Here is a 22901-nt window from a genome sequence, read left to right on the forward strand (position 1 = left end):
TTATTGAGCATTATAGATTTCTTATACGGAACATATTTTCATAATACAAAAAAAATATTGACCCTACAATGGAATCATGATAAATTTTGTTCATCAATAAGAATATTAATTTCATATTAGTAAACTTTATTTTGATTACTCATTTCTTATCAGGTGGTGGTTGCATTGAATTATTCATTGACTTACGAGGTTCGGCTTCCTTCCGATTACAATACAGAACAACAATATCCCGTTATCTTTGCCCTGCATGGCATGGGTTCGGATGAACAGGATATGCTTCGCTTAATGGAGCCTCTTCAGTCCAATTTTATTATCGTTGCCGTACGTGGGCCCATTGTTCAGGGTAGCGGCTACGCCTTTTTTCAAATTAAAAGCATTGGCAACCCCGTCCGTGAGTTGTTCGACGCCTCTGTTCAGGGACTGCAACAGCTAATGGTTGACTTGTCTGCCAAATATGCCATTGATCCCGCACGGCGTTATATCGCCGGATTCAGTCAAGGAGCCATTATGGCGATGACGCTCTCGCTGATCATGGGAGATGCAATTAAGGGAATTGTAGCCATGAGCGGTTACATTCCGCAATTTGTGAAAGACGAATACAAGATACAGCCCAACTCGGAGTTATCTGTATTTATATCGCATGGCGATCAGGATCATCTCTTCCCGCTGCAACTTGGCGAAGATAACGCCAGCTTCTTCCGGGAACAGACCAATAACGTTACGTATGTTCCATATCACGGTGGACACCAAGTCACCCCCGACTTATATCAACAATTTCAACAATGGCTTCGGACGGATGCCGCCAAGCTGACTGCCGAAGACCCGAAAGGACTGAATTCATAATGATGCCATCCCTGTTTATCGCTCACGGTGCACCATCACTCGCACTGGAGGAAAATGCATACACTGAGTTTCTGCAAAAACTTGGACAGGAACTGCCGAAACCCAAAGCGATCGTATTGTTCTCTGCTCACTGGGAATCTACAACTCAATTGGTTTCTTCAGTAGCCAACTACGAGACCATCTATGATTTTGGCGGCTTCCAGCCCGAGCTGTATCAGATCAAATACCCTGCACAAGGACATGAAGAGACAACAGCGGAGATTCAGCGCCTGTTCGGGGATGCTGGTATTCCGGTGGAAAGCGACTCTGTTCGTGGTCTGGATCACGGTGCTTGGGTTGTGCTTCGCCTGCTCTATCCAAATGCGGACATTCCGGTCGTTGCTTTATCCGTGAACCGTTATCTGTCCAATGAACAGCAGTATCAGGTTGGGCAGGCACTCGCCACATTGCGTGAGCAGGACGTTCTCGTCATTGGCAGTGGTGGGACGGTACACAACCTGCGTCAGTTAAACTGGGAAAGCGCAGGCATTGACCCTTGGGCCTTGGCGTTTGACAACTGGCTGCAAGACAAACTTGTGAGCTGGGATACAGCGTCCCTATTCGCCTATGACAAGCTGGCGCCATCAGCCCAAGCAGCCGTGCCTACGCCAGAGCATTTTGTACCATTGCTGCTCGCCATGGGTGCGGGAGATCAGAACAAGCAGGCATCACTCCTGTTCAAAGCCTATCAGTATGGCAACCTGAGCCTGTCCTGCTGGAGATTTGATTGATCGATTGATATAACATTTTATATAAAAATAACCAGACACTCGTGCGAACTCTCACGGGTGTTTTTAGTGATATGACCTTTTTTGCATAATGCTGGGAGTTGTAAAGCAAGCTATAATAACATTTAGTGGAAATGACCAAGCTGTAATTAAGGAATACTCTTTCTACACCTATCACATCTTTCTGGGAGGAACATTCGAAGTGGCTGAACAACCAATGTCTGAGAGCTTAATGTCTCTCGTCAAAAAGGGGAACACATCCTCGGCTGTAGCTATGGCAGGAAATGCTGTACTTGCACTGTGCAAAGGAGGAGCCTTTCTATTCAGTGGCAGTGGCGCCATGTTCGCCTCGGCGATGCACTCTCTAGCCGATGCCATCAACCAAGGGTTTGTCTTTGTAGGAAGTGTGTTGTCCGAGAAAAAACCTACACGCCGCTTTCCGACCGGATTCGGGCGAGTCATCAACATTTTCTGTATGATTGCCGTTATCGTTGTTACCATTATGGCGTATGAAACGATCCATGAAGGCATTCATCTGTTACTGCATCCAGCTGCTCATTCCGGCGGTATCTGGATTAACATCGGCGTGCTGGTGCTTAACATTGTGATCGATGGAGCCATTTTGATTAAAGCAATGAAAGAAATTCTACACGAAGCACGTGCGCCCAAAGCGTCAGGTCTCGCCCTGTTCCCTGCTGCAATCAAAAATGTAGGACGTGCCGCGCCGCCAACACGCCTTGTATTTTACGAAGATATTGTAGCGGTACTCGGTGCGACACTCGCACTGATCTCTGTCGTTGTCATTGCACTGACCAATTTTGCATTGCTCGATGGAGTCGTGACAACCATTATTGGATGCCTGATGATCGCTGTCGCTTTCCGTGTAGGTTATGACAATATGATCGGACTGATTGGTGTAGCGGCTCCACAGGATGTTGAGGATAAAGTATCCCAGACCATTCTGGCAGACTCTCATGTTGCAGATATCCAGATGATGCGTATTATTCAGGAAGGTCGTTATTACCACGTTGAGGGTCTGATCGAACTGACCAAAGGATTGAGCCTTGCCGATGCAGATGATATCAAGTTCCGTATCCAAGAGAAGTTAATGACAGATCCAGACATCGCCGATGCGGCCATCTCGATTATCGAAGATGATGGTGTGAACAGCTGGGGCAAGAAACATTCTGATGTGGTGAAATAAGGGTCTGTTCCCTTTTATAAAAGATAAAAGAAGCCTACTCTTCGCGGAGTGGGCTTCTTTACATAGCAAACAACGTGACATAGCTAATATAAATCCATGGCTGCTAAAGTTGGGCTAAACTTGTTGGTTAGAATTCGCTGAGTGACCAGCATGGGGTTTACTTCTGCCACCTTGCTTCATGCCCATCTTCATGAATTTATCCAGCCATTTCAGACGGAACGCCTCAGTGGAGCCTTTGATTGGACTAATTTCGGTTACACGTACCGGGGAGACCCCGCAGAATTTGAGAATATTGGATTTCATGACCCGGTGCCCTGCATGTCTGTAAATGAATCGATTGTACCAGCGTGGTGTATCCATGGTCACAATGATGTGGGCAGACCTTCCTTTCAGCAATTTGTCCCATAGGGGTGAGTCCTCCCGATCTTTCATCGCGAATCCAGGCAAAAACACCCGATCAATAAACCCTTTTAAAATAGCAGGCATCACTCCCCACCACGTCGGATATACAAACACCAGATGGTCCGCCCATCGGATCAATTCCTGAGCTCTCACCAAATCAGGCTCCAATTCCGTCCGCTGACGGTACCCGTACTGAAGATTGAGATTAAACTGAATATGGCTCAGGTCGATCAGTTCCACAGAACTGCCCGATTGTCGGGCTCCTTTTATATAGGCTTCTGACAGTGCTTTGCAGTAACTTTGCGGATCCGGATGACCATTAATTACCAAAATATTTGACTTCATACATCTGTTCCTCCTGTATAATAAAGTTCATGAAGGCCGAAGAAGCAGGCATATCACAAGCATAGAATGAACGCATACATAAACAAATGATCAACGGCGCCAAAACATTGCTGATTCGCGCAAAAGGGGGTAGCATGAACAACCATAATCACGGTGTGTCCATTTCCATGTTGTATCCGATTATGAAGACGCTGGTGAACAAAGGGTACGAATCCGAAGCGTTTTTCGAGTACGTCAGCTTAGATCCTGCTATTATGCAGAATCCGGAAGCACGTATTCCAGTTGAAGAGTTGGAACGGATTATGCAGTATGCTGCGAGATACTCGGATGATCTGTATTTTGGATTGAACCAGGGACAACTGCTGGACTTTGCGGACCTTGGCCTTCCTGGTTACGTCATGATGCATTCCAAGACGATTGGAGATGCACTCGCTGCTTATCAACGATATAACATCATTCTATATAGTGGATTTAATCTGGATTGGAAAGTAGCCGGAACGGATCTGGTCCTTCAATTGTCTTTGCAAAATTCGGAGAAGCAGATGTCCCGTCATTGTGTGGAAGATATGGCTGTCTCGATGGTGTATTTGATCAGCAAACTGGCGAATCGCCGGGTGGAGTTAAAAGAGGTTCAGTTTAGTCATCAAGCCCCCGATGCTTCAGGCGATCTATCTCCTTATGTTGGCATATTAGGAATAGAGCCGCAATTCGGGGCTACCCATACACTCCTGCGAATGCACAAAGACATTCTGGATCAGCCCGTATTATATTCGGATGCAAGAATGCTGAAGGTCTTTGAAACCATGGCTCAGGAAAGCAAAGATGAGCTTCATTCATCTCAATCCTTCTCTGGCAAAGTAAGTCGATGGATGATGGAGAGCCTACCAACCTTCTTTCCCACATTACAACACACCGCAGAGTATCTGGGCGTGAGCATTCGCACACTTCAGAGCCGATTGCGTGAAGAAGATACAACGTATCATGAGATATCCGTTCAGGTACGCAAGGAAATGGCATTGCGGTATTTGCAGAAGGGAACCTATTCCGTGGGGGATATTGCGTATGCCTTACATTTTTCGGAGCAAAGCGCGTTTCAGAATGCCTTCAAAAAGTGGACGGGACAGACTCCCGGGCAATACCGTTCCAGTCTCAAACAGCCCATGCAGCCCCGTAGTTGAATAATCCCGAATCCAATCCTCCTAAGGGGATTAGTGATTACATGTTTTGAACCTAGACTTTAGTCTAGGTGAAGTTTAACTCCAAAGACCGAGGATACCCTTTTGCGGTTCATGGTATGCTGTGAATAACGAGAAAACATACTCCATGACCGTTCGGGAATTGATCTTGTATTGAAAAGGAGAGATATTTATGGCTAAACGCACCATCCTTGCGCCTGTGCTTATTTTGCTCGGCGTGTACCTGATTTTGAACCAGGGAGGTTCACTCGGTCCAGGTACAATCTTTGCCACGTTCTGGCCCACCCTATTTGTGATTCCACTGGGGCTATTCTTCCATTGGCTCTACTTCTCCATGATTGGACGAGGGATCGGATTACTTGTTCCCGGGGGCATCTTGCTTACGGTAGGTGTTGTCTCCCAGATCGCCATGCTTTTTGGTAACTGGAGCACGATGTGGCCTGGCTTCATTCTTGCGGTAGCGGTAGGTCTGTTCGAATTGTATTGGTTCGGTGGCCGTAACAAATGGTTGCTGATTCCGATCAACATTCTGACGGTTATCTCACTGTTATTCTTCGCCGTCATGTCGATTGGCACGATGCTGAACAGTCTGTCCTTTATCCAGCCATTCGTGGCGATTGTGCTGATTATGGGCGGGGCATGGATCATTGTGGGTCGCAAAAAGCGCATGTAAACTTCTGATTGTTTCCACTTGACCACTCCGATGACAGAACAACTTTTGATCGCTGTTATCTCCAGATTTTCTTGATTCCCCTTTAATAAAGGGAAAAATCCGGAGATAAAGGCGAGCGCTTCGCTTCTTCAGTTTGTTCTGTCCTCTCCGTTAACGTGTAAACTAAATAGAACAAAACACTTGAGCTATTTGCTCTGAGGCAGAGTAAAAATGTAGGGGTGCAGCTCGTCATTCAATTGAAATGACGAGCTGCACCCCTATTTATTCTAACGAACTGTACACGCGCTATTGGTGGTCATTAACTATACATCTCACTCGAATACCTTTTATTTGCTATGCATTTTAAATTCGAGGAACAAATCGTTATAATGCGAGAGCATTTTTTTGCCCAGATTATTGTACACTTCCAGCTTACCCGTCAGTGTCTCATCTGGATAGAATCGTTCATCCTCCGAAATATCCTCTGGCAGCAGCTTCAATGCCTCGGCGTTCGGTGTAGAGTACCCTACATATTCAGTATTACGAGCCGCATGATCAGGGTCCAGCATGAAGTTGATAAACTGATGAGCACCTTCAATATTACTCGCGGTCTTCGGAATGACCATGTTATCGAACCAAAGGTTCGAGCCTTCCTCCGGAACCACGTAATCCAGCTTGTCGTTCTCATCCATAATTTCTGACGCATCACCGGACCATACGAGTCCTACCGCCGCTTCCTCGTTTGCCAGCAGCATTTTGATCTCGTCTCCGACAATCGCTCTGACGTTAGGCGTGAGGGTCGACAGTTTCTTCAAAGCTTCCTGCAGATGATCTTCGTTCGTATCGTTCAACGAATACCCGAGGCTGTTCAGCCCCATGCCCATGACTTCACGGGCACCGTCGAGCAGCAAGATTTGATTTTTCAAACGTGGGTCCCACAGATCATTCCAGCTCTCAAACGTTAACCCATCGACCAGTTCAGGATTGTACACAATACCCACCGTTCCCCAGAAGTAAGGGATGGAGTACTTGTTGCCCTCATCAAAGGATAGGTCCATAAACCGGGAGTCGATGTTGCTTAGATTGGGCAGCTTGCTGTGATCCAGCGGAATGAGCAGGTTTTCCTCTTTCATTTTGCTAATCGCATACTCAGAAGGAATCGCCACATCAAACGTCGTTCCGCCCTGCTCAATCTTGGTTAACATCGCTTCGTTCGAATCAAACGTCTGATAGATCACCTTGATGCCGGTCTCTTGTTCAAATTCCTTCAGCAAATCGGGGTCGATATAATCGCCCCAGTTGTAAATCGTCAGCGTGTTGCCGCCGGAATACCCCTGACTCTTGTTCAGATACGAAGCGAGAATCATCAAGGCAAAGGCAGCCACAAATACAATCGCAAATGTCCGAACCAGTTGCTTCATGGACGCAGCCCCCTTCCCGCAGGCGTTCGCGCTGCACGGCGGTTAATGAAGTAATACCCAACCACCAGCAGCACCGTCAGCAGGAACAGCAGCGTGGACAGCGCATTGATGGACAATGACACACCCTGCCTTGCTCTTGAATAAATCTCCACAGAGAGTGTGGAGTATCCGTTACCCGTGACAAAGAATGTTACCGCAAAGTCATCAAGCGAGTAAGTCAATGCCATGAAGAATCCGGCAAAAATACCCGGTTTAACGTATGGAAGCACGACACGAGTTAGGATCTGCCATGATCCAGCACCCAGATCGCGCGCCGCATCCATCAATGTCGGGCTCATCTCCTGAAGCTTTGGCAGTACCATAATTACTACAATCGGCACGCTGAATGCGATATGAGACAACAATACCGAAGTGAATCCAAGCTTGATGCCAATCATGGTGAACAGAATCAGAAAGGATGCACCAATGATGACATCCGGACTAACGATCAGCACGTTATTGAGTGACAGCAACGTATTCTTGGTCCGTTTGCGCCGCACATGGTAGATCGCCAGTGCCCCTGCCACACCGAGCATCGTCGAGATCGCAGAGGACAGGAGCGCAATAATGAACGTATTCAGTACAATGATCAGCAGCCGGGTATCGGCAAATACTTCCCTGTACCATTTCAATGTAAATCCTTCGAAACCGCGCATATGCCCGCCACTGTTGAAGGAATAGAAGATCAGATACGCAATCGGTGCGTACAGTATGGCGAATACAACGGCCAGATAGACGTTAGACAGCTTTCCGTTTCTTCCCATTACGCACCTCCTTCTTGCCTGATCCAGTCAGGAACATAATGATCGCCATCGCAATAATCAAAAAGACGGCAATCGTCGAACCCATCCCCCAGTCCTGGGTGACGAGAAAATGCTGCTCAATCGCTGTTCCCAGCGTAATTACCCGGTTCCCCGCAATAAGGCGGGTAATCATGAACAAAGATAGCGCCGGAATAAATACGGCCTGACAGCCGGATTTCACTCCGCTGAGCGTCAACGGGAAGATAACCCGGCGGAACGTCAGCCATGACGATGCCCCAAGATCCCGGGCCGCATAGATCAGCGAAGGATTCATCTCTTCCAACGCGTTGAAGATCGGCAGGATCATGAACGGAATGAAGATGTACACCGAGACAAAGATAAAGCTAAAATCGGTGAACAAAATCTGTTGCGTGCCAATGCCCACCACTTCCAGCAGGGAATTGGTCAAGCCATACGTGCCGAACAGGCCGATAAAGGCGTACGCTTTTAACAACAGATTGATCCAGCTTGGCAAAATAATAAGCAGCAGCCACAGCTGCTTGTGCTTTGTACGAGTCAGTAAATACGCCGTCGGATACGAGACCAACAGTGAGAACACTGTGATTAGAAATGCATACCAGAACGAGCTCAGGGTCATCTGCATGTACACAGGTGTAAAGAACCGAGCGTAGTTACCCAGCGTGAAATTGCCCTCCACATCGAAGAACGAGTAATACACCACCAGCAGAACCGGAGCAACTACAAACAACACCATCCATAATACATATGGAATCAGATACGCATTGCGTGTACTCGCCTTAGTCTGCATGAACGGCCTCTTGGTAGGCTTCCAGACGTTTATCGAACTCTTCTTCCGTCTCATTAAAGCGCATGACGTGGATGGCTTCCGGGTCAAAATACAGTCCAATACGAGCGCCTACGACGGCTTTCTTCGTGGAATGCACCAGCCACTCATTACCCGCATCATCGTATGTGGATATCTCGTAGTGCACCCCACGGAACAGCTGGGAGTCCACGTTGACCTGCATCTTGCCCTGTTCCTCGGTTGTAATCTCCATATCCTCTGGACGGATCACAATCTCTACAGGCTCGTCCCGCTGCAAACCCTGATCGACACACTCGTACTCTGCGCCAGCGAATTCCACCACAAAGTCCTGCTTCATTTTGCCGGATACAATGTTCGATTCACCAATAAAGTCCGCCACAAAACGGTTAATCGGCTCATCATAGATATCATTCGGTGTGCCGCTCTGTTGAATGACGCCGCCGTTCAGGACAAAGATCTCATCCGACATCGCCAAGGCTTCTTCCTGATCATGTGTGACAAAAATAAACGTAATGCCCAATCGCTGTTGCAGCTCACGCAGTTCATACTGCATTTCGGTCCGCAGCTTCAGATCAAGCGCTGAGAGCGGCTCGTCCAGCAGCAAAATCTCGGGTTCATTCACAATCGCCCGCGCAATGGCGACACGCTGCCGTTGTCCACCGGACATCTCGCCAATTTCACGGTTTTCATAGCCAGAGAGATTGACGAACTTGAGTGCTTCCAGCACTTTGCCTTGAATTTCAGCGGTTTTCATTTTTTTGATCCGCAAACCAAAAGCTACGTTCTCAAATACGTTCAAATGTGGAAATAACGCATAATCCTGAAATACGGTATTCACCTGCCGCTGGTGAGCCGGCACTTGGTTAATCAGTGCACCGTTAAAATAAATACTGCCCTGTGTCGGCTCCGCAAAGCCAGCGATCAGGCGCAATATCGTTGTTTTCCCGCAGCCTGACGGGCCGAGTAGCGTATAAAATTTACCCCGCTCAATCTCGAAACTGACCTCCTTCAATACGGCTTCATCCTGATCGTATTGCTGGGTCACCCGGTCGAACCGGATAATCGGTTGTTGTTCTGACATGCTTCATTTCGCCCCCTTTAAACTTGAGGTATACCTTGAGCCTGTACACTTCTTTTCATGCATGCTTCATTACAAATCCCATCTATTATATATGATTCAGCTATATCCGCAATGGTTTTGATGTAAACGCCATGTGTTATTTCTTCTTATTCTCACAAATACAGCATACATTACGGATATATGTCGATATCTACGCATCCAAGTAGAGCGATTTCATGAGGATTTCCGAATCAAGTCATGTGAAAGGAGTCCTGTTCGTGGATATTCGTCGTAACCTGCCTTTGCTGATGATCATTTGTTTTCTGAGTCAGATGGGCGGTTTCATGATCCTGCCCCTGTTCCCTTTGTTTATTGAGGAATTCGGCCTGTCCGGCTGGATGATGGGGGTTATTTTTGCACTCTTTTATGTCGGTAAAGTGATTGGCGGGGTGCCCGCTGCGGCACTCTATCGAAAAATCGGGGGCAAGCGGGCACTTATTGCCATGCTTCTGCTGCTCGCTGTTTGTATGGGCGGTTTCGCTGTATCTTCTGCCGCACTAGTATTTGGTCTGCTGCGGCTGCTGCAAGGGCTCGCTTCTACCGGACTTACGGTCGTCGTACGTTCCATCATTGGGGATGAGGGGAACGTCGACAACCGGGGGCTCTACAACGGTTATATTAGCAGCAGTGAAGGTGGGGGCATGGTGCTGGGTCCGGTCATCAGCGGTTGGCTCTCGTTGCATTGGCCTTTGTCGGTGCCTTTTTTACTCGTTACCGTGTGCTGTCTGATGGCTGTGGTTGCGGCAATGGGGATGAAGACAGCAGCAAAGCCCAATCCTGTATCTGAGAATGTGGCGGACGGTCACGACTTAAGCGAGTCTCCAACGGATGCCAAACCAACGCAAACGCCTGCCGATTATACAGTTTCTCCAGTAAACGCTACTCCTAGCCCAATCATTCCGTCCACCGGACTTACCCGGAGGCAGCAACTGATTGGCTACGGTACGGTTCATTTCCTGGAGATGAGTGCTTATGCCGTGTTTCTGACTTACTTTGCATTGTATGCAGCTCATATCATGCAGTGGGACCCGTTTGCGATCAGTCTTGCCTTTACCGTCGTTGGTATTTCTACACTCGCGGCTGCTCCGGTAGCCGGTTACCTGTCTGATCGAATGGGTGATCGTCTGCTGCTCTGCATGTTCGGCATGCTGATGATTGGCATCGAAGTGGTGGTTTTTCTGAGCACATCTTCATATGTGCTGGTTTACGTGGGCATGCTGATCGGCGGCGTAGGCGGTGCATGTTACATGGATTCGTTCTTTGCTCATATCGGGGATCATATCCCGGACGAGGGTAGAAGCTCCGTCATAGGCAAAATTGTCTCTGTGGCAGAGATCGGTTCCATCGTGTCCCCTCTGGTGGCTGCTCTGCTTGTGGAGCGTGGATCGCTGTATACCGTGTTTGTGTTCAATCTGCTTCTAATTGCTGCTGCCATTGCCGTTCAGGCTGTGATGCGCAGCCGTTACAGATCGAAACGAGTGTAGACGCACAAAACTGCCCACATCAGTGGGCAGCCTCCAATCATTTTTTACCCAATAGTGCTGCGATATGTAGTGCATTTTCTTTGATTTTATTTTTCAAATAAGGGTCTGTGTTCTCAGGCAATTCCGTCGGCTTGTAAAACTTTGCTTCAAGAACTTCCACCCCATCGGGCTTCAAATCACCTTCGAACTCTGTGCATGGGTAACCCTCCTATATTAAGTCATGATCCTCATTATAGAAGTTCAATTAATTTCCATATAGAGAAAGAATATTCAGATTTATTTCCTATTTTAGAGTCCGTGCTTTGATGAAAAAACAGCAAAAAAACAACCCGTTCACACATCAGTGTGCAAACGGGCATTTCATTGGTGGGTTCTCAGCATGAGGCTGCTGATCCCCCTCGGGTTGTTGTTTTCCCCTGTCCATCCGTTCAGCTTCCGATTTCTCTGTATCCAATGTGTAGGAATGATCTCCATAGAAAAAGTTAGGCTTCACAATCTCATTGCGATAGGAACTGTGGAAAATATGCGTCGTTGCCGGAGACACCGGCGGAATCAGCCAGACCCAATCGCCTGTCATTTCGCGCCCGGCTTTCTCTTCCCGCTGCTCAAACAGGGCAAATTGCGCTGCCGCTGTGTGGTGATCCACAATGCTGACGCCTGCTTTCTTGAACGAATGCAGCACCGCTACATTCAGCTCTACCAGAGCCCGATCCTTCCAAAGTGTCGTTTCACTCGACGTATTCAAGCCAAGTGCTGCCGCTACCGCTGGTAGTTTATTATACCGAAACGTATCCGCCAGATTGCGTGCGCCAATCTCAGTGCCCATATACCAGCCGTTGAATGGTGCTGCCGGGTAGGATATGCCGCCAATCTCCAGCCGCATATCGGCAATCATTGGTACACCGTACCAGCGCATGTCCAGTTCAGCAATCTCGGGACGCTCCGGGTGTTCAATATTCACTTCCACGATGTCTTCCTTGGGCACAGGATACCACTCTGGAGCTTGCCCCTTAGCCTGGATAATCAATGGAAGCACATCATAAGGCGTGCCTTCCCCCAGCCAGCCAAGCGACATTGCTGTCTTCGTTAGCTCAACGGAGGCAGGATCACCTACAATGCCTTCCGTCGTCTCATATCCGGCATAACGGATTAACTGGTGATTCCAAATTCGCACAGGGGCTCCCTTCGGTCCATCAGGTGGAAGAATCGTAATCATGGGAATAATCTTCCCTTTGTTGGAAGCCGCTCTGATGTGCGTCATCACAGCATCTGCTGCCGTTCCAACCGTATCTGCATGACGTGCATCAACGATGCGCAGTTTATCCCAGAATAGCCGCCCGATGCAGCGATTGCTGTTCCGCCATGCCATTTTACAGCCATGCTCCAGTTCATCCGCAGTATGCACATATGTGCCTGTGTGCTCAATCTCGTTCAAAACTGCAACAAGCCGGGCCTGCGCGTCTTCACGCGAATGGCCCAGCTCTTCATAACATCTATATATAAACCGTTCAGCTTCATCCCGCAGTTCTTCCAGGTCTGTCCGCATTATTCACTCCACCAATCTATACATCTTGAATGCCATCATTATACGGCAAGCACACCGGATTTGTAAGCGAACGGGCACTTTGTTCACGGACTCTACATATCGTTGTTCAGGATGCAGGGTAACTTAGCTTATTTGCCCAGAAATGCGTTTAACATCCAGACCTCTTTATCCAATGCAGCAGTGAATCCAATCAACATATCTTCAGTTGCATTATCCTCAGCTTCGCCAGCTGCTTGAATACCCTCGTTAATTACACCCACCATCGCTTGCAGATCAGTAACTACGGTTTCTACCATTTTTTCAGCCGACAACTGTCCCTGTGCTTCCTCAACAGGTGACAACCGCAGTTGCTCAGCCATCGTTGCGACCGGACGTCCACCAATCGCCAATAGACGTTCTGCGGCTTCGTCCATATTCGCCGTAGCCAAGTTATACAGCTCTTCGAATTTGGCATGCAGTGTGAAGAAATGAGGACCTTTCACATACCAGTGGAAGTGGTGCAATTTAGTATACAGTACAGACCAACCAGCGATCTGGCGGTTCAGGACCTCTTGAAGTTCAGTAGCATGGTTTGCAAAAGTATTGTTTCTAGTTTGGATTGTGCTCATGGAATTTATCCCCTCTCGAATGTGATATAGTTTTGAATTTGATAACGTAACGTAACTTTCTTTCGTTTGTTTAATTTAGACTTAATCTAAATCTTGTTTTAATTATAGCACTGCCCTTATCCTTTGTGAAGGCTATAGCCTACTCTTTTGAATGAAGATTCCATGAAGCTACGCTTCATGTTTGGACAGTGTGAGAAGACCCCTTAAACACCTTTACACACAGTATCTATACCTCGATTTTCACCGATGTACAATGACAATCCTCACGTCCCATATAACAAAAAACAGCCCTGATCCTCACTGAGGATCAGGACTGCACCAACGCACATAGCGCACGCTTTATTGTTGAATCAACTCGGATGTAAGGATACGGCTTACCTCTTCATAACTACCCGCAACGTGATGAGGCTGATGCTCTGATTCTGGCAAAGCATCACGATGGTTGAACCAAATCACTTTCCATCCGGCATCCACTGCACCGATAACATCATTGCGCCAGGAATCGCCGATATAATAACTGGACTCGGAATCCGATCCTGTCCGCCTGCTTACATGCTCAAATAATCTGCGATCCGGCTTGGCGTAACCTAGGGTACCCGATATGAAGATCCGTTCCTCGGGAATAAGACTGAACACATCCAGCGCTTCGAGCTTCCGCTGCTGATGTTTTCCTTCTCCGTTGGTGATTAATCCCACCATATGCCCTTCTGCAAGAAGTCTTCGAATAAGCTCATATGCTCCATCAAAGGGCTGAATCTGAAACTGTCTACTCAAATACTGTGCTTGCAGTTCTTCAGCCTGTCCCTGTTCTAGGGGATATCCAAATTCCGCCATGGTCAGCTCAAATCTGCGATGACGCATCCGTTCCACCGCTTCCGGTTCGGGTACAGCAGACAAGTCTTCTTGGGCAGACAGCCAGTCGCTATAATAACGGAAGCGATGGTATGCCTCCCCATATGGGAACTCATCTGATAAACCAAGAACTTGCTGTAAAGCGCCACGAAGCGGCTGCAAGTGGTCATACAAGGTATCGTCTACGTCGAAAAATATAGCTTTTGGGGCGTTGTCGTTAGATAACATGATGGATCTCCCTTATTCGATCTCATAAAATTTAATTAATAATTACAATAATGTGGAAATAAATCCTGATAAATGCTAGCATATTTCTATAACGAATATTGCAAGGAAGTAGATTATATGGCATTCTCCTTATATCCCAAAGAACAGAAGCGAAAAGTATACAACTTAGTGTTAAATCTCTTCCTTTTTGTTGTTTCGACATCAGTGCTAATTTATATCCATTATAGTTACACTACTGTTCCAACATACAGCAACTTAATACTCATGGGTCCTATGATCAGTTGTGCCATAAGATCAGTGTACTATGCAGCAACTCTCAAGAAAATGAAGACGCATTGATAATCCACATCGACAATATAAATGTTATCGTTGCCATAAATGAGCTTCAAAAAAAAGGTAGGTGCACTGTATTCTTTCTCTACAGTATACCTACCTTTTTCTAATTCTTCACTTTAACTTATTTACAGTATTCCGCGATCAATCATCTAATTAAGAGATACTTCACGAATTATGTGTATTCCAATTAAAGTATCAACGGTACAACCTTGCCTGCATTCACATCAATCAGGCCGTGATCCGTAATTTTCAGAGCCGGACTTACCGCAAGGGAATGGGTACTGATGGACATGATTGGGTTATAGTGCACATAACCAAGAGACAACATCGCTGCACGCAGCTCTTTCACTTGGTGTGATACTACTGCCAGCGGTTCCTCCGTCAATATACCACCCACAGGAAGTTCGAGATGGGACAACACTTTGCCGTCTTCCACCACACAGAACCCACCCTGGCTCGAAATTACCGTGTTAGCTGCTAAGATCATATCTTCACGATTGCGTCCTACGACCAATAGGTTGTGGTTATCATGTGAATATGTTGTTGCAATGGCACCACGCTTGATCGTGTCTCCACCAATCAAACCATGTGCTCGGTTACCGTTCACACCATAACGTTCAAAGGTCGCAATCTGTCCATATCCACTCTCTTCCCAGAGAAGTTCACCATTCGCAGCCTGAACCTGTGCGATATGTTCTTCCACAAAGGTTGAACCATCCTTCACCATCATAACCCGGCAGTTGTTTAAACCATTTTCAGATAACTGCGCGTCTGAGTCAGATGCTTGACTTTGCCCGTTCACCTTCGGATCAGACAAACGGATTGCAAAATCCTCGGCTCCCAGCAGATCCAATTGCACGCTTTGGTAAAAGTGAGGCGGGAACTGTCCACTAATTCGGTCCTGCTTGTACGGTTCGTAGTCGTCATAAGCTTTACGGCCATTTTTGTATACCTGCTCTACTGCAAGTGTATCTAAGTTGGACAGCAGCACATAGTCCGCCACTTTGCCTGGGGCAATGCTACCGCGATCGGTCATTTTCATCCGGGATGCAGGGGTTGAGGTTGCAGCGTAAATCGCATCTTCGGGGCGCATCCCCATCCGAATGGCTTTACGCACGATATGATCCAGATGTCCTCGTTCCACTAGCGAATCTGGCATAACATCGTCTGTTACGAAGCAGAAATGCTGAGCGACATCATGCTGAATCAGGTATTCCATGACTTCTGGCGTCATCGATTTTTCCTGAATTTCAATGAACATACCTGCCGCAATTCGCGCCTGCAAGCCCTCAATGCTCTGATGCGTATGATCGGAATCGATGCCCGCATAGATCAGTCGGTGCAGATCCAGCCCAAGCAATTTCGGTGTATGACCTTCGATCACAAGATCTGGATAGTTTTTGCGAATATGCTGAAGAATCTGATTGGTCTTGCATTCCGGATCACGGATGACGTCCACATAGTTCATGATCTCACCCAGACAGATGATCTCTCCAGTAGCGAGCAGCACATCCATGTCTTCGATTTCAATTGAACCACCTGTTGTTTCCATGGGAGTCGCCGGAACGGAGCTTGGGATGGCGTAAAACATGTCCACCGTTGTCTCACGACTGGCCGACATCATCTCCTGCACACCTTCCAGCCCAAACACATTCGCCATCTCATGCGGTTCCGCCACAATGGACGTTACCCCGCAGCGGATCAGGCCATGGGAAAAGGTTGCCGGTGTCACCATCGTACTCTCAATGTGCAGATGAATATCAATAAGGCCCGGAATCATGTAACGTCCGCGTGCATCAATCACTTCATCGGCTTCAATCATCTCCGGTCCACCTGGACCAACATACATAAATCTACCGTCCAGTACAGCCACGTTGTTCATTTCGAATCGTTTATAATAACTGTTATACACATGTACATTCTTAATTAGTTGATCTGCACGCATGGGGCATAATCTCCTTCTTCATGAGCATCTTACAGCGATCCAGAGCAGCAGTTACAACTAGCTATATTGCTCTGGATTCAGCTGATAAATGCCTCTTTTGCTGCTTCTGCTTCCTGCGGCTATTCCACAAGGACAAGTTTATCCTGCGGGAAAATCAGATTAACCCGCTGTCCGCTGAGATAAGGTGTCTCCATCTCCTGATTGGCTGTGAAGTCGCCAAGTTCTGTCTCAATGACGTACTGATAACTGCGTCCAAGATACGTGCTTACTTTGATAATCCCTGGCAAAGCATTTGCCATGTCCCCAGAGGTATCTCCGCTAACCATCAGATCATCCGGACGAATCGCACCTTTGCGTGCACCGGGACGTGCTGTTCCGGGATGCGCTGTTGCCGTGAACAAACGACCACCCGCTTTCAGCGTGATCACCTCTCCTGCATCACTGCGCTCTGCGAATTCAATAAAATTGTGGAAGCCGATAAATTGGGCTACAAATTCTGTGGCCGGGTATTTAAAAATCGTCTCCGGGCGGTCGAGCTGCTCGACAACGCCTTTGTTCATAATCGCTACCTGATCCGAGATGGAGAAGCACTCCTCCTGATCATGAGAGACATAAAGCGTCGTAATGCCCAGTTCCTGCTGAATCCGGCGGATCTCCACCCGCATATTCAGCCGCAGGTTGGCATCCAGGTTACTGAGCGGTTCATCAAACAACAGCAAATCCGGTTCAATGACGAGTGCGCGGGCAATCGCCACACGCTGACGCTGTCCACCGGACAGTTCCTGCGGGAAGCGTTTCTCGAAGCCGTTCAGGTTCACCACTTCAAGGATGCGCATTACGCGTGAAGAAATATCCTTGTCTTTTACCTTGCGCATCCGCAGGCCGAAGGCCACGTTGTCATAGACAGACAGATGCGGGAACAGCGCATAACTCTGAAATACAAATCCGAAATTCCGCTTGTTTACCGGAACCTTCGTATAATCCTTGCCGCCGAACATAAACTTACCCTGTGTTGCTTCCAGGAATCCGGCGATGAGGCGCAGCGTAGTTGTTTTGCCGCAACCGCTCGGTCCGAGCAGGGAGAGCAGCTTACCTTTTTCCAGCTCCAATTGAAAATCCTTCAGGATCGTCTGGTTATCGTAAGCCACCGATACGCGATCCAATGTCAGCAATGCCATAGCGTTCTGCGCCTCCAATTAACGTTTAGTAAAGTATGAGAATCCGCCCATGATCCGTTCGATCACGAACATTAAAAGTCCAGTTAATACCATCAAAAGCACGGAAATGGCTGCAATGGTTGGGTCAAAATAATTTTCTACATAGGTCAGCATCTGAATTGGCAATGTGCTTACCCCTGGTCCGGTCATAAACACGGAAATGTCCACGTTGTTGAACGACTCCAAAAAGGCAATCAGCACCGCAGCGAGAATTCCTGAGCGAATGTTAGGCAGCACGATCTGGAAGAATGTTCTTACCCGTCCCGCGCCGAGACTCAGGGCTGCTTCTTCTACCGCAAAGTCAAAGCTCGACAGACTCGATGCGATAACGCGAATGATAAATGGAAGCATAATAATCGTGTGACCGATCAGCAAACCCAAATACATCGGCAGATGATAGATCACGATGAGGTATTTCATCAATGTAAAACCAAGCACGATTCCCGGAATGAGTACCGGAGACAAGAACAATGCATTCAGCACGGACTTGCCCTTGAAATCATAACGACTAAGTGCGTACGCAGCTGGAACCCCGAGCAACAGCGCCAGCAAATTCCCCAGTAGGGAAATGATGATGGACGTCTGGAACGTGCGGAGGAAACCGCCTGTGTTGAAAATATTCTCGTACCAGCGGAGGGAAAAGCCCTCCGGCGGAAATTTGAGTACCGTCCCCGGTTCAAACGAAGTCACCGAGATGATCAGAAGCGGGCCCAGCAGAAAGATAAAGACCAGCAGACTGAACAGGCCCAGCCCGATATGTTTCTCCCGCATATGTCTACCCCTTCGGATTTAAAGTTTTGGCCATTTTGTTCATGACACCGACCACGACAAACGTAATGACAATCATAATCGCAGCAACGACCGAGGCCAGATACCAGTCGTTCAGGGTCATGGCGTTCTGATAGAGGAACGTCGCAATTACACGCTGTTTGCCTCCCAATAGTGCAGGCGTTGTATAAGCCGTCAGGCTTCCGACAAAAACAAGTACGGCTCCGATAACGAGCCCTGGCACAGCCAGCGGGAACACCACCCGGCGAAATGCCGTGAAGCGGGATGCACCCAAACTCTGTGCTGCCTTGAGCAGATCACCATCGATGTTCTCAAGCACACCGACCAGGGAAATGATCATAAGTGGCAGGAACAGATGGGTCAAACCAATCATCATGGCTGCCGGCGTATAAAGAATATCCAGCGGCTTGTCCACGATACCAAGCCCAACAAGGGCGTTGTTAATCAGCCCTTTGCGTCCCAGAATAATCATCCAGCTAAACGAGCGCACAACCGGGCTCGTCAGCAGTGGGAAGATTGCCAACGCAAGCAGAATGCCTTTGCGGCGCGGCGCTTTCTGTGAAATATAATAAGCTGTCGGGAATCCGAGCACCACGCAGACGATGGTGGTGACCACGCTGACCTGCAGCGTCGTAAGCAATATTTTCAAAAAGTAAGGGTCTCTGAAAAAATGCATATATCCTTCAAACGTGAAGGAGTTTTCTTGAAAAAACGTCGATCCGATCGTCAGGACAATCGGAATGATCATAAATGCCGCCAAAAACACAAATCCCGGCAGCAATAGCCAGTATACTGATTTCTTCATCGCGGTACTCCTGACTTATAAAATGGTTTTAATCACACGTTTCATTGGAGCACATTTCAAAATAAATGCTATACGTTCGTCGCACCAACCGTTACGGTTACGAATCGTTCTTTCGATCGCTGTTATCCTTGGATTTTCTTGATCGCCTTCTGTTAGAAGGAAAAATCCAAGGATAAAGGCGAACGCTTCGCTTCTACAGAATCGATTTCGTCCCCTCCACTACCAGCGAAATACGTAAGGAATGATTTTTAGACTATACCCCAATGCCGTGAAGATCATAGCTACGCATTTAACGCATTAATAAACAACTCAAGAAATGCTTCGGCATCTACCGTTTCGCATACCAATGTGTTAGGCTGTTCACCCAAACGGTTTTGGAAGTCACATACCATTTGACCATCGCACAAACGGCTGGCCGTCTCTACATCAACGTAATACGATTTGCGTCCAACCAGTTCCGGGGCAAGAGCGACACCAACGGCCAGTGGATCATGCAGGGCACAGGCGCGTATGCCGTTCATTTCTTCATACCGCTTGATGTAAATCTCCGTGCTCTGTGCCACGTAATCGCGCAATACCGGATCAGTTAATCGTCCGATGGCTTCTTCATTCAGCAGCGTTTGGCGGGTAACATCCAAGCCCACCTGCGTAAGCTTCTCGAAACCTGCGTGCAATACAATGCGTGCGGCTTCGGGATCGGCGTACGTGTTGTACTCCGCAGTAGGGGTAACATTGCCATGTCCACGAACGACGCCACCCATGAAGATGACTTCCTTCAATAATGTAGGCAGCTCAGGACACTTCATTAACGCAAGCGCCAGATTCGTTAACGGCGCAGTCATAATCAATGTTAGTTCGCCTGGGTACAACTTCGCTTGTTCAACGATAAATTCCGGGGCAAAACCTTCATCAGCCTGCTTGGACACGGCCGGATCGGGCAGCGCACCACCCAATCCGTCTTGCCCATGTACCCGGTGCTCATAGTGAGACTTGCGTGTGAGTGGCCCAGCCGCTCCGGCAATGACCGGAATGGAGGGTGCTCCCACCAGCTCGAGAATTTTGCATGTATTATCCGTTGCCTGCTGGAGCGATACATTCCCACAGACCGTGGTAATTCCGAGAATGTCCAGCTTCCGACTCTTGACGGCCAGCAAGATGGCCAGCGCGTCATCAATACCGGTATCCACATCCAGAATGATGCGATTTCCTGTTTCACTCATACATTCCCAACTCCTCTGTCGTTCAATGATTGCTTGCTGCAAATTTTTGTTTGTCGAGCACAATCTATACCTGTCTCTAAACCTTATCGTTCTAACGCTAATTATGCTTATTGTGCAATCTCGCGGTTCCAACGATCTGTCCATGCTTTAGCCTGTTGATTCACAAATTCCATATCCAGCTTGTTCAGCTTGCCAACTACGTCCGCACCATATGTTACGCCTTCAGCTTCTTCGGCATTCAATTCAACCTTCGTATTTACCGGGGAGTCCACTTTAGCTTTGGCGGATTTGGTTTGTACATCCTGGCTCAACTGCCAGTTGATGAATTCTTCGGCGAGTTCTTTGTTCTTACTGCCTTTCACGACATTGATCGTATTCATGACTGCATATGCACCTTCGCTAGGTGTAACAAACTTCGCATTTGGAACTGCAGCTTTCAGGTCTTTGAAGTACATTTCCATAATCGGTCCGCCCGCAATCTCTTCTTGGGAGAACATGTTCACGAATTCGGAAGTTTGCGTGTAGAATTTAACAACGTTGCTGCTTAATTTTTTCAGTTCCGCAAATGCTGCATCTTCATTAAACGTTTCGTTTCCGGCTACACGGGAAGCTGCATCCAATACCATTGGGCCTGCTGTTGCCGTAATATTCGGAATGGTCAGGTTACCCGCAAACGCCGGGTCCCACAGATCTGCCCATGAAGTGACTTCTTTGTTAACGAGGTCTGGATTATAAGCGATTCCGAGCTGTCCAACCGTATAGGCCGGGCCGTAATCTTCGCCAAGCGGTGCTTTGGCAATATCATAAATATCATTCACATTCGGAATTTTGGAGCGGTCGATTTTCTCAAACAAACCTTCATCAATACCTTGCTGTGCATAGTAATCGGACAAATAGATCACATCCACATTGGATGTACCTTGGCGGATTTTGTTCAAACGCTCAGCGTTGTTACCCACTTCAAGCACGATGTCTACATTATGTTCTTTTTCAAATGGACCAAATACTTCTTCATTGAAGAAATCTTCCGAGAACCCCCAAGTGGAGATGACCAGCTTAGTTGGCGCCGTGCCTCCGCTGCCTGATCCGCCTGTTGCGTTCTCTGTGCTGCTGCCGCAACCTGCAAGTAATACCGATGTCATTGCCACTGCCGCCAAACCGCTAATCCACTTTTTCATCATGATCTGATTCCCCCTGATATGTGTGATTTAACAACCCAAACCATTAAGTTGAACTAGCTTGATAACGCATTTCACCTAGAAAACAGAAAGAACCTGGAGAAACGAAGTGTTCGCCTAAAAGCTTTCTGAAAGAAAGCTTCTTCGAAAGCATAAGCTATCACAAGATTTCTACCTTTATTAAAGGGAATAAAAGAAATCTGGGGATAACAGCGATCGGAAGGTCTTCTGATTTTCGAAGGGTACATGCGTTATTTAGGGCTAGTTCAACTTAAAAAACAAAAAGAAAAGCATTCTTGTATAAACAAGAACACTTTTCTTCGTAAACAAAGGAAAGCGACACCCGCTGCCGGTACATCATCGGTTTCTGCTTCAGAATCAATCCGAAGTCAGACGCCATCATATGAAATTGTTTGGAATCCGAATGATGAATTAGAATCGTTCGCACCGCATGCATCGAACCTGTCGATCCATCCTATGCTTGTTCCAATATCACATTCGTGATGGCCCACTGCGTGGACGCATCGTAATCCCGTAATACAGCTTCGATTGGCAAACCCATGTGCTGCTCCAACTTCTCCCTGAATTTCTTCTTATACAAGACAGACATGCGGAAGTCCACTTCCAGCTTCAAGCCGGGGGCCTCCCCTTCCAGGGCGTCAGAGCGCGGTGAACGTCGGTGCTTCGCGTAGAAGGTTACAATGTTCTGATCAATGGTCACTCTCAGGAGAGTGGTCCCAAAGCCGAACAGTTCCTTCGAAATTTCGTTATAATACTGGCACATCTTCTTCTTGCTCTCATTGCTGTCCAGCAGTTCCATGAACTCACCCACATCATTTACTACCGTACGTTCGACGTGTTAACACGATTGATTATACATATATCTACGATTTTAGGCAACCCAAAAGATATAGTTAACATGCAAATAACACATAAAAGCGAACGATAGGTATAAACTAGCGAAAACAATTCGTAAATATTCACCGTGAGCGTGCTTAGCGTTACCTGTATCTCTTTTCTCTATTATTCTTGCTTAAAAACCCAATTTTGATACTCGTTCTCTGGATGAAACTCAAAACGACTGAGCATCACCTTTTCCTGATCCGCCTTGAAC

The 22901-nt window shown here is 47.5% G+C and carries 21 protein-coding genes; 6 read left to right on the forward strand and 15 right to left on the reverse strand.

All coding sequences use genetic code 11. From position 1 onward, the window contains the following. Positions 1–165: 165 nt before the first annotated feature. The 3 genes from PTQ21_RS03095 (at position 166) to PTQ21_RS03105 (ending at position 2814) form a co-directional block, all read left to right on the forward strand. A complete protein-coding gene (locus PTQ21_RS03095) occupies positions 166–843 on the forward strand; it encodes an alpha/beta hydrolase (RefSeq protein ID WP_269054008.1) in 678 nt (225 codons plus the stop codon). Then, a complete protein-coding gene (locus PTQ21_RS03100; RefSeq protein WP_064641801.1) occupies positions 843–1613 on the forward strand; it encodes a dioxygenase family protein in 771 nt (256 codons plus the stop codon). Before PTQ21_RS03095 ends, PTQ21_RS03100 begins: the two co-directional genes overlap by 1 nt. A gap of 214 nt (positions 1614–1827) precedes the next feature. Continuing rightward, a complete protein-coding gene (locus PTQ21_RS03105; protein WP_274570434.1) occupies positions 1828–2814 on the forward strand; it encodes a cation diffusion facilitator family transporter in 987 nt (328 codons plus the stop codon). A 114-nt stretch (positions 2815–2928) separates the two neighbouring features. On the opposite strand, the gene PTQ21_RS03110 is transcribed toward PTQ21_RS03105, so the two are convergent. Then, positions 2929–3561 (reverse strand): NAD(P)H-dependent oxidoreductase, encoded by a 633-nt coding sequence (locus tag PTQ21_RS03110; protein WP_274568783.1) that lies wholly within the window; start codon positions 3559–3561, stop codon positions 2929–2931. Positions 3562–3695: 134 nt separating this feature from the next. Between PTQ21_RS03110 and PTQ21_RS03115 the strand changes: the two genes are divergently transcribed. Beyond that, on the forward strand, positions 3696–4739 hold the full coding sequence (locus PTQ21_RS03115) for an AraC family transcriptional regulator (protein WP_274568784.1): 1044 nt from the start codon (positions 3696–3698) through the stop codon (positions 4737–4739). A gap of 190 nt (positions 4740–4929) precedes the next feature. Further along, entirely contained in the window at positions 4930–5430 is a 501-nt protein-coding gene (locus tag PTQ21_RS03120; protein ID WP_063567201.1) for a hypothetical protein, read from the forward strand. A 326-nt stretch (positions 5431–5756) separates the two neighbouring features. On the opposite strand, the gene PTQ21_RS03125 is transcribed toward PTQ21_RS03120, so the two are convergent. From PTQ21_RS03125 to PTQ21_RS03140, 4 genes are read right to left on the reverse strand one after another with little or no spacing between them, the layout of a single operon-like run. Continuing rightward, entirely contained in the window at positions 5757–6830 is a 1074-nt protein-coding gene (locus tag PTQ21_RS03125; protein WP_063567200.1) for an ABC transporter substrate-binding protein, read from the reverse strand. After that, the gene (locus PTQ21_RS03130) at positions 6827–7633 is read right to left on the reverse strand and encodes an ABC transporter permease (RefSeq protein ID WP_063567199.1); all 807 of its coding nucleotides are present in this window, start codon (positions 7631–7633) and stop codon (positions 6827–6829) included. The genes PTQ21_RS03125 and PTQ21_RS03130 overlap by 4 nt, the downstream gene beginning before the upstream one ends. Next, positions 7608–8441: an ABC transporter permease gene (locus tag PTQ21_RS03135; RefSeq protein WP_024632841.1), complete on the reverse strand. Its 834-nt coding sequence runs from the start codon at positions 8439–8441 to the stop codon at positions 7608–7610. The genes PTQ21_RS03130 and PTQ21_RS03135 overlap by 26 nt, the downstream gene beginning before the upstream one ends. Beyond that, the gene (locus PTQ21_RS03140) at positions 8431–9540 is read right to left on the reverse strand and encodes an ABC transporter ATP-binding protein (protein ID WP_063567198.1); all 1110 of its coding nucleotides are present in this window, start codon (positions 9538–9540) and stop codon (positions 8431–8433) included. Before PTQ21_RS03140 ends, PTQ21_RS03135 begins: the two co-directional genes overlap by 11 nt. Positions 9541–9797: 257 nt before the next feature. On the opposite strand from PTQ21_RS03140, the gene PTQ21_RS03145 reads away from it, so the two are divergent. Next, positions 9798–11063, forward strand: coding sequence for an MFS transporter (locus tag PTQ21_RS03145; protein WP_161490634.1), 1266 nt, complete (start codon positions 9798–9800; stop codon positions 11061–11063). Positions 11064–11403: 340 nt separating this feature from the next. On the opposite strand, the gene PTQ21_RS03150 is transcribed toward PTQ21_RS03145, so the two are convergent. The 10 genes from PTQ21_RS03150 to PTQ21_RS03195 all read right to left on the reverse strand — a co-directional run bounded on the left by PTQ21_RS03150 (position 11404) and on the right by PTQ21_RS03195 (position 22607). Further along, entirely contained in the window at positions 11404–12609 is a 1206-nt protein-coding gene (locus PTQ21_RS03150; RefSeq protein ID WP_274568785.1) for a nitric oxide synthase oxygenase, read from the reverse strand. A 128-nt stretch (positions 12610–12737) separates the two neighbouring features. Then, a complete protein-coding gene (locus PTQ21_RS03155) occupies positions 12738–13217 on the reverse strand; it encodes a Dps family protein (RefSeq protein ID WP_063567195.1) in 480 nt (159 codons plus the stop codon). A gap of 339 nt (positions 13218–13556) precedes the next feature. Then, positions 13557–14297: an HAD family hydrolase gene (locus tag PTQ21_RS03160; RefSeq protein WP_063567194.1), complete on the reverse strand. Its 741-nt coding sequence runs from the start codon at positions 14295–14297 to the stop codon at positions 13557–13559. Positions 14298–14820: 523 nt separating this feature from the next. After that, on the reverse strand, positions 14821–16578 hold the full coding sequence (locus PTQ21_RS03165; protein ID WP_063567192.1) for an adenine deaminase: 1758 nt from the start codon (positions 16576–16578) through the stop codon (positions 14821–14823). Positions 16579–16697: 119 nt separating this feature from the next. Next, entirely contained in the window at positions 16698–17756 is a 1059-nt protein-coding gene (locus PTQ21_RS03170; protein WP_063567191.1) for an ABC transporter ATP-binding protein, read from the reverse strand. An 18-nt stretch (positions 17757–17774) separates the two neighbouring features. Next, positions 17775–18566 (reverse strand): ABC transporter permease, encoded by a 792-nt coding sequence (locus PTQ21_RS03175; RefSeq protein ID WP_024632851.1) that lies wholly within the window; start codon positions 18564–18566, stop codon positions 17775–17777. 4 nt (positions 18567–18570) lie between these two features. After that, a complete protein-coding gene (locus tag PTQ21_RS03180) occupies positions 18571–19389 on the reverse strand; it encodes an ABC transporter permease (RefSeq protein ID WP_063567190.1) in 819 nt (272 codons plus the stop codon). A 281-nt stretch (positions 19390–19670) separates the two neighbouring features. Further along, positions 19671–20609 carry a nucleoside hydrolase gene (locus tag PTQ21_RS03185; protein WP_072733701.1) on the reverse strand — a complete coding sequence of 313 codons (939 nt, stop codon included), beginning with the start codon at positions 20607–20609 and terminating at the stop codon, positions 19671–19673. Between the two features lie 107 nt (positions 20610–20716). Continuing rightward, entirely contained in the window at positions 20717–21787 is a 1071-nt protein-coding gene (locus PTQ21_RS03190) for an ABC transporter substrate-binding protein (protein WP_063567243.1), read from the reverse strand. A 475-nt stretch (positions 21788–22262) separates the two neighbouring features. Next, positions 22263–22607: a Na-translocating system protein MpsC family protein gene (locus tag PTQ21_RS03195; protein WP_024632855.1), complete on the reverse strand. Its 345-nt coding sequence runs from the start codon at positions 22605–22607 to the stop codon at positions 22263–22265. Between the last annotated feature and the right edge of the window lie 294 nt (positions 22608–22901).

The sequence above is a fragment of the Paenibacillus marchantiae genome (genome assembly GCF_028771845.1).
GTDB lineage: Bacteria > Bacillota > Bacilli > Paenibacillales > Paenibacillaceae > Paenibacillus > Paenibacillus marchantiae.